Source organism: Pseudomonas sp. FW215-R2, from assembly GCF_058789255.1.
Genome location: NZ_JBYTBO010000001.1, coordinates 183,371 through 200,439, shown reverse-complemented (window position 1 = coordinate 200,439; position 17,069 = coordinate 183,371). Strand labels below are relative to the sequence as shown.

General features: G+C 62.4%; 16 protein-coding genes and 1 riboswitch. Of the genes, 11 read left to right on the top strand and 5 right to left on the bottom strand.

From position 1 onward, the window contains the following. Position 1: 1 nt before the first annotated feature. The 3 genes from AC3WRD_RS00860 to AC3WRD_RS00850 all read right to left on the bottom strand — a co-directional run bounded on the left by AC3WRD_RS00860 (position 2) and on the right by AC3WRD_RS00850 (position 2,454). Positions 2-814 (bottom strand): aldo/keto reductase, encoded by an 813-nt coding sequence (locus tag AC3WRD_RS00860; RefSeq protein ID WP_096819851.1) that lies wholly within the window; start codon positions 812-814, stop codon positions 2-4. Continuing rightward, entirely contained in the window at positions 811-1,986 is a 1,176-nt protein-coding gene (locus AC3WRD_RS00855; protein WP_096819850.1) for an NAD(P)/FAD-dependent oxidoreductase, read from the bottom strand. Before AC3WRD_RS00855 ends, AC3WRD_RS00860 begins: the two co-directional genes overlap by 4 nt. Before the next feature lie 135 nt (positions 1,987-2,121). Next, positions 2,122-2,454, bottom strand: a complete 333-nt coding sequence (locus tag AC3WRD_RS00850; protein WP_096819849.1) for a DMT family transporter — start codon at positions 2,452-2,454, stop codon at positions 2,122-2,124. A 102-nt stretch (positions 2,455-2,556) separates the two neighbouring features. Between AC3WRD_RS00850 and AC3WRD_RS00845 the strand changes: the two genes are divergently transcribed. Next, positions 2,557-3,459 (top strand): LysR family transcriptional regulator, encoded by a 903-nt coding sequence (locus AC3WRD_RS00845; RefSeq protein ID WP_096819848.1) that lies wholly within the window; start codon positions 2,557-2,559, stop codon positions 3,457-3,459. 11 nt (positions 3,460-3,470) lie between these two features. Beyond that, positions 3,471-4,751, top strand: a complete 1,281-nt coding sequence (waaA, locus tag AC3WRD_RS00840) for a lipid IV(A) 3-deoxy-D-manno-octulosonic acid transferase (RefSeq protein ID WP_096819847.1) — start codon at positions 3,471-3,473, stop codon at positions 4,749-4,751. A gap of 31 nt (positions 4,752-4,782) precedes the next feature. On the opposite strand, the gene AC3WRD_RS00835 is transcribed toward waaA, so the two are convergent. After that, positions 4,783-6,216, bottom strand: a complete 1,434-nt coding sequence (locus AC3WRD_RS00835; RefSeq protein ID WP_102620150.1) for a TolC family outer membrane protein — start codon at positions 6,214-6,216, stop codon at positions 4,783-4,785. A gap of 219 nt (positions 6,217-6,435) precedes the next feature. Beyond that, a riboswitch (TPP riboswitch) is annotated at positions 6,436-6,541 on the top strand. Positions 6,542-6,687: 146 nt separating this feature from the next. Between AC3WRD_RS00835 and thiC the strand changes: the two genes are divergently transcribed. Both thiC and cytX read left to right on the top strand, forming a co-directional pair. Further along, positions 6,688-8,577 (top strand): phosphomethylpyrimidine synthase ThiC, encoded by a 1,890-nt coding sequence (gene thiC, locus AC3WRD_RS00830; protein WP_096819845.1) that lies wholly within the window; start codon positions 6,688-6,690, stop codon positions 8,575-8,577. A gap of 79 nt (positions 8,578-8,656) precedes the next feature. Then, a complete protein-coding gene (cytX, locus tag AC3WRD_RS00825; protein ID WP_102620149.1) occupies positions 8,657-9,949 on the top strand; it encodes a putative hydroxymethylpyrimidine transporter CytX in 1,293 nt (430 codons plus the stop codon). Here cytX and AC3WRD_RS00820 read toward each other — a convergent pair. After that, positions 9,918-10,664 carry an RsiV family protein gene (locus tag AC3WRD_RS00820; protein ID WP_102620148.1) on the bottom strand — a complete coding sequence of 249 codons (747 nt, stop codon included), beginning with the start codon at positions 10,662-10,664 and terminating at the stop codon, positions 9,918-9,920. The genes cytX and AC3WRD_RS00820 overlap by 32 nt on opposite strands. Before the next feature lie 228 nt (positions 10,665-10,892). Between AC3WRD_RS00820 and AC3WRD_RS00815 the strand changes: the two genes are divergently transcribed. From AC3WRD_RS00815 to AC3WRD_RS00785, 7 genes are all read left to right on the top strand, one after another. Further along, complete coding sequence (locus tag AC3WRD_RS00815; RefSeq protein WP_096819842.1) at positions 10,893-11,510, top strand: NUDIX domain-containing protein; 618 nt, start codon at positions 10,893-10,895, stop codon at positions 11,508-11,510. Continuing rightward, positions 11,501-11,953, top strand: coding sequence for a DUF1249 domain-containing protein (locus tag AC3WRD_RS00810; protein ID WP_096819841.1), 453 nt, complete (start codon positions 11,501-11,503; stop codon positions 11,951-11,953). Before AC3WRD_RS00815 ends, AC3WRD_RS00810 begins: the two co-directional genes overlap by 10 nt. Before the next feature lie 126 nt (positions 11,954-12,079). Continuing rightward, on the top strand, positions 12,080-12,895 hold the full coding sequence (cpdA, locus tag AC3WRD_RS00805) for a 3',5'-cyclic-AMP phosphodiesterase (RefSeq protein ID WP_102620146.1): 816 nt from the start codon (positions 12,080-12,082) through the stop codon (positions 12,893-12,895). Between the two features lie 96 nt (positions 12,896-12,991). Next, on the top strand, positions 12,992-13,600 hold the full coding sequence (locus AC3WRD_RS00800) for a YqiA/YcfP family alpha/beta fold hydrolase (protein ID WP_085711138.1): 609 nt from the start codon (positions 12,992-12,994) through the stop codon (positions 13,598-13,600). 50 nt (positions 13,601-13,650) lie between these two features. Then, the gene (gene parE, locus AC3WRD_RS00795; RefSeq protein ID WP_102620145.1) at positions 13,651-15,558 is read left to right on the top strand and encodes a DNA topoisomerase IV subunit B; all 1,908 of its coding nucleotides are present in this window, start codon (positions 13,651-13,653) and stop codon (positions 15,556-15,558) included. Further along, on the top strand, positions 15,558-16,547 hold the full coding sequence (locus AC3WRD_RS00790; protein WP_102620144.1) for an esterase-like activity of phytase family protein: 990 nt from the start codon (positions 15,558-15,560) through the stop codon (positions 16,545-16,547). The genes parE and AC3WRD_RS00790 overlap by 1 nt, the downstream gene beginning before the upstream one ends. After that, entirely contained in the window at positions 16,544-17,068 is a 525-nt protein-coding gene (locus AC3WRD_RS00785) for a retropepsin-like aspartic protease family protein (RefSeq protein WP_096819837.1), read from the top strand. Before AC3WRD_RS00790 ends, AC3WRD_RS00785 begins: the two co-directional genes overlap by 4 nt. The last annotated feature ends 1 nt before the right edge of the window (position 17,069 follow it).

Sequence of the window (17,069 nt, the reverse complement as noted above, 5' to 3'; positions counted from 1 at the left end):
GTCATTGACCACGAAGGACCTGGGCAACGGTCGCAACGTTATGGGCGAGGTGCAGCGGATTGATCGTCCCGACAATGGCGCTGGCCACACCGGGCTGGGCGAACAGCAACTCGAAGCTGGCGCGCACCGGGTCCACGCCGGGACTCAGGCACACGTGACCGCTGGCCAGCGCCTTCTTCACCAGAATGGCTTTGCCGTGGGCAGCAGCATAGTCAATGACTGCCTTCTCGTTTTGCTCGTTCAGATTGTAGGTGACCATCGCGCAATCGCCTTGCTCCAGTGCTTTCAGGCCACCGTCGACGGTTTTGCCGGAAAAGCCGAAGCCGCGAATCTTGCCCTCGGCCTTCAGCGCCGCGAGGGTCGCGTAGACTTCGCTGTCATTGAGAATCGCCAGATCGTTGCCATCGGAGTGCACCAGCACCAGGTCGATAAAATCGGTTTCCAGACGTTGCAGGCTGCGCTCCACCGACATTCGCGTGTGAGCGGCGCTGAAGTCGTGGGTCGACTGGCCATCGACAAATTCTTCGCCGACCTTGCTGACGATCACCCAATCCTCGCGCTCGCCGCGCAACAGCGGGCCGAGGCGCTCTTCGCTGCGGCCATAGGCCGGTGCGGTGTCAATCAGGTTGATGCCCAGCTCTCGCGCCTGTTTGAGCAGCATGCGCGCGGCGTCGTCGTCGGGGATCTGAAAGCCGTTGGGGTATTTCACGCCCTGGTCGCGGCCGAGTTTGACGGTGCCCAGGCCCAGTGGCGAAACCTTCAGGCCGGTGCTGCCCAACGGGCGATGCAGATCGTGGAGGGTCGGCAGGCTCATGGCAGCAGTTGCTCCCAGGCCGGAACGCCCATCGGTGGTTTTGGCAGTTCTGGCAGCGGGGCAGCGTGGCTCGGCTGGATGCCGTCGCGCTCGAGGGACGCGATTACCCGGTCAGCGAAGTCCGGCGCCAGGGCGAGTTTGGTTGGCCAGCCCACCAGCAGACGACCTTCTTCCGCAAGGAAGGCGTTGTCCGGGCGGGTCAGGCCGGTTTGCAGCGGTTCGGCGCGGTCGACGCGCAGGGTCGCCCACTGCGTGGTGCTGAGATCGATCCACGGCAACAACTGTGCGATTTCCTTTTGCGCAGTGGCGATCTGCTCGGCCGGCTCGCGGGCAACGCCTTCACTTTCGGCAATGTCGCCACCCATGTACCAGACCCACTGACCATTCGCTGCCGGATGGGTCGTGACGGTGATGCGCGGCTTGGTGCCGCCTCCGAGGCAGTGAGCGTACAGCGGCTTCAGGCCGGGGCCCTTGGCGATGATCATGTGCAACGGCCGGCGTTGCATGGCCGGATGAGTCAGGCCGAGGGTTTCCAGCAGCGCTGCGGTGCCAGCACCGGCACTGATGACAATGCGCTGGGCACGAATCTCTCGGCCATCAACTTTCAAGCCAACCAGCACGCCGCTTTCCAGCAACGGCTCGATGTTCTGGCCGGCGAGCAGACCGTCGCCCGCCAGGTCGGCCAGGCGCTGGATCACGCTCGGCACATCGACCACCAGCTCGGCGAGGCGGTAAACCTTGCCCTTGAAGCGCTTGTCCTGCAGGGCCGGCGGTAATTGGTCGCCCTTGACCTGATCGACCCGGCCACGCACCGCTTTACTGGCGAAGAAACTGGTGAGGTTGCCGGCCAGGGTGCCCGGCGACCACAGGTAATGGGCTTCGGACAGCAGGCGCACGCCGCTAAGGTCCAGTTCGCCGTCGCCGGCCAGGGCTTCACGCCAGCGGCGCGGCATGTCGGCGATGGCTTCCGAGGCGCCGGTCAGCGCACCGTGCAGCGCGTACTTGGCGCCGCCGTGGATGATGCCCTGGGACTTCACGCTCTGCCCGCCGCCGAGGCTGGCGCTTTCCACCAGCACGGTCGAAAAACCCTGGCGGCGCAGGCGCGCGTTCAGCCAGAGACCGGCGACACCCGCGCCGACAATCAGCACGTCGGTGGAAATTGGAGATGGCATGCAACGACCTCAGTGTTCAAGACGAGGGCGCAGTATACAGACTCGGGGAAAAGGGGATTTGTTGCTGATCAACAGAGGGAAGGCACCCGCCACGGTGGGAGCACGCTGGCTCCCACAGGGATCTGGATCGACCTATCAGTGGCCGGCGGTTTTCGAGAACAGCTGGATCACCACCACGCCGAGCACGATCAAGCCCATCCCGAGCATCGCCGGGATATCCAGCTTCTGTCCGTAGATGAACAGCGCCGCGATGCTGACCATCACGATGCCCATGCCGGCCCACACCGCGTAGGCCACGCCTACCGGCACGCTGCGCACTACCAGCGTCAGCATCCAGAACGCGATGCCGTAGCCGACGATGACCAGCACCAATGGCAAAGGCGTGCTGAAACCTTTGACGGCTTTCATCGAAACGGTCGCGATCACTTCGGCGCAAATGGCGATGGCCAGGTAGACGTAAGCGTTCATGTTCAAATCCTCGTGTGAAGCGTTGCTTTCTGAGGCGGCATTCTAGTGACTCCCCAGATGGGGTAAAGTCATTACCTATCTGTTTATGAGATGGGTTGGCCGATGAGCATGCAGTGGAATCTGGATCAGTTACGCGTGTTCGTCGCGGTCGCCGAACAACGCTCGTTCTCCGCTGTGGCGCGCCAGCAGCGCAAGGCGCAGTCGGCAATCAGTAGCGCGATCGCGATGCTGGAGGACGACCTCGGTGTCAGTCTGTTCGAGCGTAGCAGCGGTCGCCAGCCGAGTCTTACCGAAGCGGGTGAAGCCTTGCTCGAAGAGGCGCGGGAAGTCCTGCGTCAGTGCGAGCGCCTGAACGGCCGGGCCATGGCCATGTTGCGCGGTCAGGAGGCGCAATTGCGGGTCGCCCAGGATGAGGCGATGCCCTATCAGGCGCTGGTGGAAAGCTTCGGCGCGCTGGCCGAGCAGTTTCCGAGCCTGGAGGTGCAACTGACCAGCGCCGCCCAGGGCGAAGTTTCGCGCAAACTGGTGGAGCGCCGGGCCGATCTCGGGCTGTTGTTCTATCACGATGAAATTCCCGAGGCACTGGAGCGCCGGGTGCTGGGCAGCGTGGAGATGGTCACGGTGTGTGGCGTCAATCACCCGCTGGCCGCGCAATCGCGGGTCAACTGTCAGCAGCTTGCGCAACATCGGCAACTGTTGATGTCGACCCAGACCAGCGTCTACCCCGGCAGTGAACCGGCCAGCCCACAGGTGTGGCGCGCCGACAGTTTTTACGTGATGGCCGAATGGCTGGTGCGCGACCTCGGCTGGGCCTGGCTGCCGCGCCATGTGGTGCAGTATTCGGCGTATCAAGGCCTGATGGTGGAACTCGACAGCGAATGGACGCCGCCGGCGCTGGTGGTGGAGCTGGTCTGGCGTCGTGACGAACCCCTGGGACCAGCGGCGCGCTGGCTGGCGGAGCGATTTGCCATACACCTGCGGGCGATCGGCGGCAAAAGCCGATAAACTCCGCCGCCATGAATAGAACTCTCTACACCGCGCTGTTTTACCTGGGGCTGCCATTGGTGGCGATTCGGCTATGGCTGCGCTCGCGCAAGGCGCCGGCGTATGCCAAGCGGATTGGCGAACGTTTCTCCTATGGGATGCCGACGCTGCAACCTGGCGGCATCTGGGTCCATGCGGTGTCGGTGGGCGAAAGCATCGCGGCCGCGCCGATGATCCGCGCGCTGCTGCAACGTTATCCACAGCTGCCGATCACCGTGACCTGCATGACGCCGACCGGGTCGGAGCGCATCCATGCGATGTTCGCCGACGAACCGCGCATCCAGCACTGCTACCTGCCTTACGATTTGCCGTGCGCGGCGGCGCGTTTTCTCGATCGTGTGCAGCCGAAGCTGGCGGTGATCATGGAAACCGAACTCTGGCCGAACCACATTCACCAATGCGCCAAACGCGGGATCCCGGTGGCGTTGGCCAATGGACGCTTGTCCGAGCGTTCGGCCAAAGGTTATGGCCGGTTCAGCAAACTGACCGCGCCGATGCTCGCCGAAATGAGCCTGTTCGCCGTGCAGACCGAAGCTGAAGCGCAGCGCTTCCGCGATTTGGGCGCACGCCCTGAGACAGTCGAAGTCACCGGCTCGATCAAGTTCGACCTGACCATCGACCCGCAGCTGTTGCAACGCGCCGCTGAACTGCGCGGCCAATGGCAGGCGCAGGAGCGTCCGGTGTGGATCGCCGCCAGCACCCATGAAGGCGAAGACGAGGTGGTGCTGAACGCCCATCGCCGTTTACTGGCCAACCATCCCGATGCGTTGCTGATTCTGGTGCCGCGCCATCCGGAGCGTTTCAACTCGGTGTTCGAACTGTGCCAGCGCGAAGGTTTCGCCACGGTGCGTCGCTCGACCGGTGTCAACGTCGATGCCACAACGTCGGTGCTGCTCGGCGACACCATGGGCGAGTTGCTGTTTCTCTACGCCCTGGCCGACAGCGCATTTGTCGGCGGCAGCCTGGTGCCCAACGGCGGACACAACCTGCTGGAACCGGCAGCGCTGGCGAAACCGGTGATCAGCGGCCCGCACCTGTTCAACTTCCTCGACATCGCCGCACAACTGCGCAGCGCCGGGGCGTTGGCCGAAGTGGATGACGCCGAAGGTCTGGCGACAGAAGTGCAGCGCCTGTTCGAACTGCCGCGCGACGCACAGCGCATGGCCGAAGCCGGATTGAGCGTGATGCGCCGCAATCAGGGCGCGTTGCAGCGCTTGCTTGATGGCCTGGGAAGGTTGATCGACCGCCCATAAAAAAACGCAGCCTCAGGGCTGCGTTTTTTGTTTAAGGCCGGGCCTTGAGCTGTGCTTCCGCAGCTTTGGCCAGATCCGGCGGCAGGAAATCCTTGTCCGGGTTGTAGTCGGCCTTCAGATAACGTGTCAGGTCCTGCAAGTCGCCCGGGTTCAAGGTGCCCGCGGCCTGCTTCAGGCGCAGGTTGTCGAGGATGTAGTCGTAACGGGTGTTGTTGTAGTTGCGCACCGAGGTGTAGAGCTGGCGCTGGGCGTCGAGCACGTCGACGATGTTGCGCGTCCCCACCTGATAACCGATTTCCGTGGCTTCCACCGCGCTCTGGTTGGAGATGATCGACTGGCGGCGCGCCTGCACCTGCTCGACGTCGGTGTTCACCGCGCGATGCAGGTTGCGGGTGTTTTCCACGATCTGCCGGCGCAGGCTTTCGCGCTGCTGCTCGCTCTGATCCAGTTGCGCGTAAGACTGGCGCACCTGGGAGCTGGTCAGTCCGCCGCTGTAGATCGGGATGTTCAGTTGCAGGCCCACGGTGCTCTGCTCGACGTTGCCACTGTACGGCGTACCGAAGGCATTCGGGTTGGCGAACCCGAGGGCGTCGTTGTCGCCTTTTTCGTATTTGGCCACGGCGTCGAGGGTCGGCAAGTGGCCGGCCTTGCGTTGCTTCAGCGTTTGTTCGGCGGAGCTCACCGCAAAGTTGCTGGCCAGCAGGTTGAGGTTCTGTTTCGCGGCGGTGTCGACCCAGGCCTTGGCGTCGTTCGGCGCCGGCGGCAGGATCGGCAGGGTGTGGACGATGCCCTGGATCGAGTTGTACTGGCGGTTGGTCAGGGTGATCAGCGCTTCGAACGCATCATCGACCTGACGCTGGGCGACGATCCGGTTGGCGCGTGCGGTGTCGTAACTGGCTTGCGATTGCAGCACGTCGGTCTTGTCCGACAGGCCCACGTCGAAGCGCTCGTTGGACTGGTCGAGCTGGCGCTTGAACGCGGCTTCTTCGGCTTTGGTCGAGGCCAGGTTGTCCTGGCTGCGCAGCACGTTGAAATAGCTTTCGGCCGATTGCAGGATCAGGTTCTGCTCGGTGGCCGAGAGTTGCAGCGCGGCCTGCTCGTTGACGTCCTTGGCGGCCTGGTACTGGAACCAGCGATCGGCGCGGAACAGCGGCTGTGCCAGCGTCGCCTGATAGGAATGCGCGCTGCGGTTGGCGGTGGCCGAAGGCTGGTCGATCGAGGTGCGCACATTGGCGGTTTCGGCGCCGCCGGAGAGGTTCGGCAGCAATCCGGCGCGGGCCTGTGGCACCACTTCTTTCTGGGCGCCGTACTGGGCGCGGGCGGCGGCCAGATCGGCGTTGTTGTCGACCGCTTCCTGATAGACGCTGACCAGATCGGTCTTGGTCGACAAGGGCGCTTCTGCTGCCCAGACCATTGCGTTGGACGCACAAGACACGGCAACAGCCAGTGAGAGTTTGCGCAGCATGAGGCGATCCCTAGCATGAATATTATGGAAATAATCCGGGCGCCAAAGGTAGGGCGCGGGCACTGCATCGTCAAGGCTTGGCGCCAAGGCGCGGCAGGGCAAGGCGAGTGTAGTTGTGCATTGAGGCGCTCACAATCCTGTCGGCCGCCGCAATTGCGCCATTCATCATGGTGTTTGCCACGGTGTTGGCGTTCTTTGCCGGTTGTGTCTAGACTGGCCGGGTTCTTGTCGGGGTGCCTTGCTATGAGGCTGAGATCGAATAATTTCGGATCCCGTTGAACCTGATCAGGTTAGCGCCTGCGTAGGGAACAAGATTTCTCGTCACCCGGCGAGTCCTCTTGTGCTTCGTCCGGGAAATTGTTCGACAATCGAACGCTCGACGACGATGCACAGCACCAGTCCTGGTGCGTCCGTGCCTTTCAGGTTCTGCTCCGACAATCCACTGCCTGGATGCTGTCTGGAGAGCCCGTGATGACTACAAAATCTAAAAACGCGATCAACCTGAGTGACTCGGCCAAGGTCGATGAACAGTCGGTTCAACCGTTCACCCGTTCGCAAAAAGTCTACGTTCAGGGCTCCCGCCCGGACATCCGCGTGCCGATGCGCGAAATCACCCTCGATGTGACCCCGACCGACTTCGGCGGCGAAATCAACGCGCCGGTCACCGTCTACGACACCTCTGGCCCGTACACCGATCCGAACGTGGTGATCGACGTACGCAAAGGTCTGGGCGATGTGCGTTCGGCGTGGATCGACGACCGTGGCGACACCGAGCGCCTGCCAGGCCTAAGCTCGAACTTCGGCCAGCAACGCCTTGCCGACGCCGAACTGACCAAACTGCGTTTCGCCCACGTCAACAACCCGCGCCGCGCCAAGGCCGGGGCCAACGTCAGCCAGATGCACTACGCCCGCCAAGGCATCATCACCGCCGAGATGGAATACGTCGCCATCCGCGAAAACATGAAGCTGCAAGAGGCCCGCGCCGCCGGCCTGTTGAAGCAGCAGCACGCCGGTCACAGCTTCGGTGCGAGCATCCCGAAAGAAATCACCCCTGAGTTCGTGCGTGAAGAAATCGCCCGTGGCCGCGCGATCATCCCGGCCAACATCAACCACGTCGAACTGGAACCGATGATCATCGGCCGTAACTTCCTGGTGAAGATCAACGGCAACATCGGCAACAGCGCACTGGGTTCGTCTATCGAAGAAGAAGTGGCGAAACTGACCTGGGGCATTCGCTGGGGTTCGGACACCGTCATGGACTTGTCCACCGGCAAACACATTCACGAAACCCGCGAGTGGATCATCCGTAACTCGCCGGTTCCGATCGGCACCGTGCCGATTTATCAGGCACTGGAAAAAGTTAACGGCGTGGCCGAAGACCTGACCTGGGAGCTGTTTCGTGACACGCTGATCGAACAGGCGGAGCAGGGCGTCGACTACTTCACCATCCACGCTGGCGTGCTGTTGCGCTACGTGCCGCTGACCGCCAAGCGTGTGACCGGCATCGTTTCCCGTGGCGGTTCGATCATGGCCAAGTGGTGCCTGGCGCACCACAAAGAGAACTTCCTTTACACCCACTTCGACGAAATCTGCGAAATCATGAAGGCCTACGACGTCAGCTTCTCGCTGGGCGACGGCCTGCGTCCGGGCTCGATTGCCGACGCCAACGATGAAGCGCAATTCGGCGAACTGGAGACCCTCGGCGAGCTGACCAAGATCGCCTGGAAACACGACGTGCAATGCATGATCGAAGGCCCGGGCCACGTGCCGATGCAGTTGATCAAAGAGAACATGGACAAGCAGCTGGAGTGCTGCGACGAGGCGCCGTTTTACACCCTCGGCCCGCTGACCACCGACATTGCACCGGGCTACGACCACATCACCTCCGGTATCGGTGCGGCGATGATCGGCTGGTTCGGTTGCGCGATGCTCTGCTACGTGACGCCGAAGGAGCACTTGGGTCTGCCGAACAAGGATGACGTGAAGACCGGGATCATCACCTACAAGATCGCCGCTCACGCCGCGGACTTGGCCAAGGGGCATCCGGGCGCGCAGATCCGCGACAACGCCTTGAGCAAGGCGCGGTTCGAATTCCGTTGGGAAGACCAGTTCAACCTTGGTCTGGACCCGGACACCGCCCGTTCGTATCACGATGAAACCCTGCCGAAGGACTCGGCGAAGGTCGCGCATTTCTGTTCGATGTGCGGGCCGAAATTCTGCTCGATGAAGATCACTCAGGAAGTCCGCGAATACGCGGCCAACCAGCGGATCGACGCGGTCGACGTGGACGTCGCCCAGGGCCTGGCGGAACAGGCCGAGCGGTTCAAGAAGGAAGGCAGTCAGCTGTACAAGAAGGTTTGATCTGACCTGAGTCGGGCGGCGTTCGCGCCGCCGCGATGACGATCAAAAAAACAACAAATGTCCCTCTGAGATAACACCCTTGAGCATTCAACCCGGTACTTATTCCCCCGACCTCGCCGTGCCCGCCGACAAGCGTGTATTCGGCGGTCGCGATCTGTTTTCCCTGTGGTTCTCCCTCGGCATCGGCCTGATGGTATTGCAGACCGGTGCGTTGCTGGCGCCAGGGCTGGGCCTGTCGGGATCGCTGCTGGCGATCTTCCTCGGCACGCTGGTCGGCGTCCTGTTGCTGGCCGCCGTTGGCGTGATCGGCAGCGACACCGGCCTGTCGTCGATGGCCGCGCTGAAACTCAGCCTCGGCCGCCAGGGCGCGAGCCTGCCGGCGCTGCTCAATCTGCTGCAACTGATCGGTTGGGGTTCATTCGAAATCATCGTCATGCGTGACGCTGCCAGTCTGCTCGGCACCCGTGCGTTCAGCGAAGGCTCGCTGTGGGCCAGTCCGATGTTGTGGACCTTGTGCTTCGGTGCGCTGGCGACGCTGCTCGCCGTCAGCGGTCCGCTGACGTTCGTGCGCAGGATCCTGCGCAAATGGGGTATCTGGCTGATTCTGGCCGCGTGCATCTGGCTGACCTGGAACCTGTTCGCCAAGGCCGATCTGGGCGCCTTGTGGGCACAGGCCGGGGATGGTTCTATGCCGTTCGCCGTGGGCTTTGACATTGCCATCGCGATGCCGCTGTCATGGCTGCCGCTGATTGCCGACTACTCGCGTTTCGGCAAGAAGGCGAAGAACGTGTTCGGTGGTACGGCGATCGGTTTCTTCATCGGCAACTTCTGGCTGATGAGCCTGGGCGTTGCCTACACCCTGGCCTTTGCGCCGAGCGGTGAAGTCAACGCGTTGCTGCTGGCGCTGGCCGGCGCCGGTCTGGGGATTCCGTTGCTACTGATCCTGTTGGACGAGTCGGAAAACGCCTTTGCCGACATTCACTCGGCAGCGGTTTCCAGCGGGATTCTGTTGCGTCTGAAAGTCGAGCATCTGGCTTTGGCTATCGGCGTGATCTGCACCCTGATCGCCTTGCTCGCGCCACTGGCGCAATACCAGAACTTCCTGCTGTTGATCGGCTCGGTGTTCGCGCCGCTGTTCGGCGTGGTGCTGGTGGATCACTTCATCCTGCGCAAGCGCAGTGGCCAGGTGGCTTCGGCCGCATTGCGCTGGCCGGCGCTGTTGGCCTGGCTGGGTGGCATCAGCACCTATCATCTGCTGGCCAATCTGTATCCGGATGTCGGCGCAACCCTGCCGGCGCTAGTCCTGGCAGGGCTGCTGCAGCTGGTGCTCGGTCGGGCTTTCAGTTACGGCCGGGAAACAGCTCGGGCTTGATGATGCCGTTCAGGCGCGGGTAAGGGATCTTCAGTTCGACGTGGCCCAGCGCATAAGGCGCGATAGTGGTCACGTCGTACTTGAGGATCACGCCGCCGTAAGTCAGCGCCACGTGCGGGGTTTTGACGAACGGCCAGTTCTTCACATATTCCGGTTCCTGATCCAGCTTGGTGCTGATCAGCCAGCTGTTATGCGCCACTTGCGCAGCCTTCCAGAACGCTTCTTCCTGACCCGGCACCAACATGTCCGACAGGCTCAGCACCTTGTGCTGCTGGCGCGAATAGTTGATGAAGCCACGACCCGGTGTGCCATGGGCGCCGCCGGTATCCAGGTAGCTCGACACTTCGACAATCACCAGACCGTCATGCTGCTCGCGTACTTTCGCCTGCAAATAGCTGCTGTTGCGCGGGCCGGCAGTGCGCAGGAACTGCTCGCGATAGGCGGCCAGGGTTGGCGCCACCGGTGCATCCGGCGATGTGCGGGTGAATTGCAGCAGGCGTTTTTCGATGATGCCATCCAGTGCAGGCTCTGCCGGGAAGTGCAGAGTGTCGATGTTCACCAGTGGGCAGTCAGGGTTGGAGCAACCGGGTTTCAGCGTTTCCGAGGCGTCGCGGGTGGTTTCCAGCGGCGTCCGGTAGTTGGGCTGGAACAGGCTGGCGCAAGCGCCCAGGGTCAGGGCGATGGCGGCCACGGAGGCAATTTTGAAAAGCGACATGGGCGTCCTTTCTGAAACAGGGGAAGGCAAAAAGTTACCGCTTCGACTCTCTACGAAGCAGTCAGTTCGCCACTAAGCTAATTAGAGTGGGTTTCACCTCCACCGTCCATCCCGCTGACGGTAAAGGGGCTGCATCAAACGTCACGGGCGCGTTAGGATGGCGCGAAGTCGAGGTTGCAGGTAGCAAAAATGAACCTCGTATAGGATTTGCAGTAAACGAGGATGCTCATGACCGATTTTGCCAAAGCCATTCCGTCCGCCATCGACATCGTGCGACGCGAGCAATGCTACAAGGGCTTCTACAAGCTCGATCGCGTGCATTTGCGCCATGAATTGTTCGCCGGTGGCATGAGCCGCGAGATCAATCGTGAAGTGTTCGTGCGACACGACGCCGTGTGCCTGCTGCCCTACGATCCGCAGCGCGATGAAGTGGTGCTGATCGAGCAGTTTCGCGTCGGCGCCATGGGCAAGACCACCAATCCCTGGCTGGTGGAGCTGGTCGCCGGTCTGATCGACAAGGAAGAAGTGCCGGAAGAAGTTGCTCGCCGCGAAGCGCAGGAGGAAGCTGGACTGGACATCAAGGCGCTGTGGCCGATGATGCAATATTTCCCGTCGCCGGGGGGCAGCAACGAGTTCGTGCATTTGTACTTGGGGCGTTGCAGCACCGAAGGCGTTGGCGGCCTGCACGGGCTGGAGGAAGAGGCAGAAGATATCCGCGTCACGGTCTGGGCCTTCGAAGATGCCCTGCAGGCTGTACGCGACGGACGGATTGCCAATGCGGCGAGCATCATCGCCTTGCAGTGGCTGGCGCTCAATCGCGCCGAAGTGAGGGGGCTATGGTCGTAAACAAACTGCGCGATCGCTATCGTGTCGACCTCGTAGGCCTGCAAGCCGCCTGCGAGGCCAACTACGCGCGCCTGATGCGACTGTTGCCGGACATGCGCCGCGAACCTGAAGCGCGGCGCATCGCCGTGACCCAGGGCGACCAGATGCTCGGCGTGCTGGCCATCGAAGTGTTGCAGGCCTGTCCGTACACCACGACTCTGCAAGTGCGTCAGGAACACAGCCTGCCCTGGCTGCCGGTGCCGCAACTGGAAGTGCAGGTCTATCACGACGCGCGCATGGCCGAAGTGATCAGCGCCGAACATGCACGACGCTTTCGCGGCATCTATCCTTACCCCAACGCGGCCATGCATCAGCCGGACGAAAAGGCCCAGCTCAATCTGTTCCTCGGAGAATGGCTGAGTCATTGTCTGGCCTGCGGTCACGAGTACGCCGCCGTTCGATAGCTTCGATAGCTGTGATAACAGCGGCAAGTTGTGAACTGCGTCCGGTTCGGCGGTTTCTTCCCGGGGCCTTCCCCCAGCATAATTGCGAACCTTTCCGACCCGGCGATCCAGCCTTGGGAGAACGCCTTGCCGAGCGTATCGACTCTGACCACCGCCGATGCGGCATTGCTGGTGCAACTGTCCGACAGTCATTTGTTCGCCGAAGCGGACGGTACGCTGCTGGGCATGAAGACCCGCGAGAGCCTGCAGAAAGTCATCGAACTGGTGCTCGAGCAGCAGCCGCAGATCGACTTGATCGTTGCCAGCGGTGATCTGTCCCAGGACGGCACGCTGGAGTCCTACCAGCAATTTCGTCAGATGACGGCGCAGATCGACGCACCTGCGCGCTGGATCCCCGGCAACCACGACGAACCGCAGATCATGCAAATGGCCGCGGTACAAAGTGCATTGCTGGAGCCAGTGGTGGATGTCGGCAATTGGCGCGTGACCCTGCTCGATTCGGCGGTGCCGGGCTCGGTGCCGGGGTATTTGCAGGATGACCAACTGCAATTGCTGGCGCGTTCGCTGAGCGAGGCGCCGGATCGGCATCACCTGGTGTGCTTCCACCATCACCCGGTGTCGATCGGTTGTGCCTGGATGGAGCCGATCGGCTTGCGCAATCCCGAAGCGTTTTTCGACGTGCTCGACCGTTTCCCGCAGGCCCGCGCCGTGTTGTGGGGACATGTGCATCAGGAGATCGACCGCGAACGCAACGGCGTGCGACTGATCGCCTCGCCGTCGACCTGCATTCAGTTCGAGCCGGGCAGTGTCGACTTCAAGGTCGGCGAGCAGTCACCGGGCTATCGCTGGTTGCGGCTGTTGCCGGACGGGCGGATCGAGACGGGCGTGGAGCGTGTCACCGATTTCCGGTTCACCGTCGATTACGGCTCCAACGGCTACTGATTCAGGGGCGCGGCGCTGATTTCCTCGGGTGCTGGCCCAACACCCCCTGACTCCCTGTAAACTCCGCTTTCTTTAGCCGACACCCAGGGAGCTCAAATGTCCGGTTCGATCCTCTATATCCACGGTTTCAACAGCGCACCGGCCTCGAAGAAGGCCTGTCAGCTGGTCGAGGTGATGGAGCGGTTGGGTTTGAGCGATCAATTGCGTGTCCCGGCGCTGCATCACCACCCGCGTGAAGCCATCGGTCAGCTGGAGCAGGCAATCGCCGAACTCGGCCGGCCGTTGCTGGTGGGAAGCTCGCTCGGCGGCTACTATGCGACTCACCTGGCCGAGCGCCATGGCCTGAAAGCCCTGCTGGTCAACCCGGCCGTCAGTCCGCACCGGATGTTCGACGGATACCTGGGGACGCAGAAAAACCTGTACACCGACGAAACATGGGAATTGACCCACGACCATGTGACGGCCCTGGCCGAACTGGAAGTGCCGGCACCGCAGGATTCGCAGCGGTATCAGGTGTGGTTGCAGACCGGGGACGAAACGCTGGACTATCGCCATGCCCAGCAGTATTACCGGGCCTGTGCCTTGCGCATTCAGGCCGGCGGCGACCATAGTTTCCAGGGGTTTGCCGGGCAATTGCCGGCGTTGCTGAGTTTTGCCGGCATTGGCGCCGATTTGTTTCAGGCAATCGATTTCACCGCGCTGTGAGCGGTTGCCCCATTAATTCCTTATTCACCGAACACTGACGACGAGACCTTATGGCCACTCCCAGCGCTAGCTCCTATAACGCCGACGCCATCGAAGTCCTCTCGGGCCTCGACCCGGTGCGCAAACGCCCCGGCATGTACACCGACACCAGTCGGCCGAACCACCTCGCCCAGGAAGTCATCGACAACAGCGTCGACGAAGCCCTGGCCGGCCACGCCAAATCGATCCAGGTCATCCTCCACGCCGACCACTCGCTGGAAGTCTGCGATGACGGTCGCGGCATGCCGGTCGACATTCACCCGGAAGAGGGTGTGTCGGGTGTTGAGCTGATCCTCACCAAGCTCCATGCGGGCGGCAAGTTTTCCAACAAGAACTACCAGTTCTCCGGCGGTCTGCACGGGGTGGGTATTTCCGTGGTCAACGCCTTGTCGACCCAGGTGCGGGTGCGGGTCAAGCGTGACGGCAACGAATACGAGATGACCTTCGCCGACGGCTACAAGGCCACCGATCTGCAAGTGATCGGCACCGTCGGCAAGCGCAATACCGGGACCAGCGTGTACTTCGCGCCGGACCCGAAATACTTCGATTCGCCAAAGTTCTCCATCAGCCGCCTCAAGCACGTGCTCAAGGCCAAGGCCGTGCTGTGCCCGGGTCTGCTGATCAGCTTCGAAGACAAAGGCACCGGCGAAAAGGTCGAGTGGCATTACGAAGATGGCCTGCGTTCCTACCTGGTAGACGCGGTCAGTGAATTCGAGCGTCTGCCGGACGCGCCGTTCTGCGGCAACCTGGCAGGCACCAAGGAAGCGGTCGAATGGGCCCTGCTTTGGCTGCCGGAAGGCGGCACCTCGGTCACCGAAAGCTACGTCAACCTGATCCCGACGGAGCAGGGCGGCACCCACGTCAACGGTCTGCGTCAGGGCCTGCTCGATGCGATGCGCGAGTTCTGCGAATTCCGCAGCCTGCTGCCGCGCGGCGTGAAGTTGGCGCCGGAAGACGTCTGGGAACGCATCGCCTTCGTGCTGTCGATGAAGATGCAGGAGCCGCAATTCTCCGGCCAGACCAAGGAGCGTCTGTCCTCCCGTGAAGCGGCGGCGTTTGTCTCCGGCGTGGTCAAGGACGCGTTCAGCCTGTGGCTCAACGCCAACCCGGAAACCGGTCTGGCGTTGGCGGAGCTGGCAATCAGCAACGCCGGCCGTCGCCTGAAAGCCAGCAAGAAAGTCGAGCGCAAGCGCATCACCCAGGGGCCGGCACTGCCGGGCAAACTGGCGGATTGCGCCGGGCAGGACCCGATGCGTTCCGAGCTGTTCCTGGTGGAAGGTGATTCCGCCGGCGGTTCGGCCAAGCAGGCGCGGGACAAGGAATTCCAGGCGATCCTGCCGTTGCGCGGCAAGATCCTCAACACCTGGGAAGTCGACGGCAGCGAAGTGCTGGCCAGCCAGGAAGTGCACAACATTGCCGTGGCCATCGGTGTCGATCCGGGCGCCGAGGACATGAGCCAGCTGCGTTACGGCAAGATCTGCATCCTCGCCGACGCCGACTCCGACGGTCTGCACATCGCCACGTTGTTGTGCGCCTTGTTCGTCCAGCATTTCCGCCCGTTGGTGGATGCCGGTCACGTCTACGTCGCGATGCCGCCGCTGTACCGTATCGATCTGGGTAAAGAGATTTTCTACGCCCTGGACGATGCCGAGCGCGACGGGATCCTCGACCGTCTGGTGGCCGAGAAGAAGCGCGGCAAGCCGCAGGTCACCCGATTCAAGGGTCTGGGTGAAATGAACCCGCCGCAACTGCGTGAAACCACCATGGACCCGAACACCCGGCGTCTGGTGCAGTTGACCCTCGGGGACGACTTCGCCGAAACCTCGGAAATGATGGACATGCTGCTGGCGAAGAAACGCGCCGGTGACCGCAAGACCTGGCTCGAGTCCAAGGGCAACCTCGCCGAGGTCCTGGCCTGATGCGGTTTGGCTGGGCCTTGGCGGGTGCGTTGCTGCTGGGGTCGATGACGGCGTCGGCGGAGCCTGTGCAAGAACTGCGCGTGCTCGCCGAACACCCGGTCGAAGGCATGCGCGGCGGCAACCTGTCGGGGCTGGCCCTGTGCGGCAACGAGCTGTGGACAGTGTCGGATCGCGATGATGATCAGATCTACCGTCTCGATACTCGCGATGCCGTCTGGCAGGCGACTGCCGTACGCATCGACCCGCCGCCAGTCCCCGACAGCGGTTTGCCGTGGGGCATCAAGTCACGGACCTGGGCGGCGTCGTTCGTTCGCGGCGGAGACCTGGATTTCGAAGGGATCACCTGCGACAGCGCCGGCAATCGCTACATTGTCAGCGAAGGCCATGCAGCCGTACTGCAAGTGCCGCCGCAGGGGCCGTCGTCGTGGCTGAAAATTTCGCCGATGATGGTGCGCGAAGCGCGGGCCAGTGGCCTGCTGCTGCAATTCAATGCGATTTTCGAAGGCCTGGCGATCAATCCGGCGGGCGATCAGATGTGGCTGGCCGCCGAACGGCAAAGCCGTGGTTTGTTGCTGATCAAGCGCCAACAGACGGTGTGGGACTGTGACGGTCGCTGCGTGTTGCTGAGCGAAGGCGGGATGGAAATGCAGCCGCCGCAGTTTCCCAAGGCCAGACCGGTCAATCGGGATTTTTCCGACCTGTCATTGTTCAACGGCAAACTGTTTACCCTTGAGCGCAACGCCTACCAGATCTGTCGCCGTGATCCGCAGACGGCCAAGGTCGAGCTTTGCTGGTCGTACGCGGCCGAGCTGTTGCAGGGCAATCGTCGTTACGCGCAGAACTTCGGTCTGGAAGAGGCGCTGGTCGTCGATGCTCAAGGCGCCTGGATCGGCGTCGACAACAATTTTGGTCCTCGCGCCGATGGCGAGGTCCGCCCGATTGTCTGGCGCTTTGCCGCGCCTGAGGGTGGCTGGAGCGCCAAGCCATGAGTCAGCAACCGCCGGGCAAGCGCGCCGGGCGTGTGCTGATGATTCTGGCCTGGTGCGCGGCGCTGTTTCTGGCCACGCGGTTTTTCGGCCAGTGGGAAGACCGCCAGCGTAATCCCAATGCAGAGGTGACTTCGCAGCAGGGCAACGGCTATATCGAAGTGAAACTGATCGGCAACGCCCAGGGACATTTTGTCGTCAGCGGCCTGATCAACGGTCGGCCGGTGGAGTTCATGCTCGACACCGGCGCGACCGACGTGGCAATCCCGGCGGAGGTGGCGAAAAGCCTGAAGCTGGAAGAAGGTTTCGGTGTGACCCTGAGCACGGCCAACGGCCTGAGCCAGGGCTATCGCACCCGTATCGACCGCCTGCAACTGGGCGACATCGTGCTGCGGGACGTCCGCGCACTGGTGGCGCCGGGGCTGCATGGCGACCAGGTGCTGCTCGGCATGAGCGCCCTGAACAAACTTGAATTTACTCAGCGCGGCGGCACCATGCTGTTGCGCCAGACAACGAACCGATGAG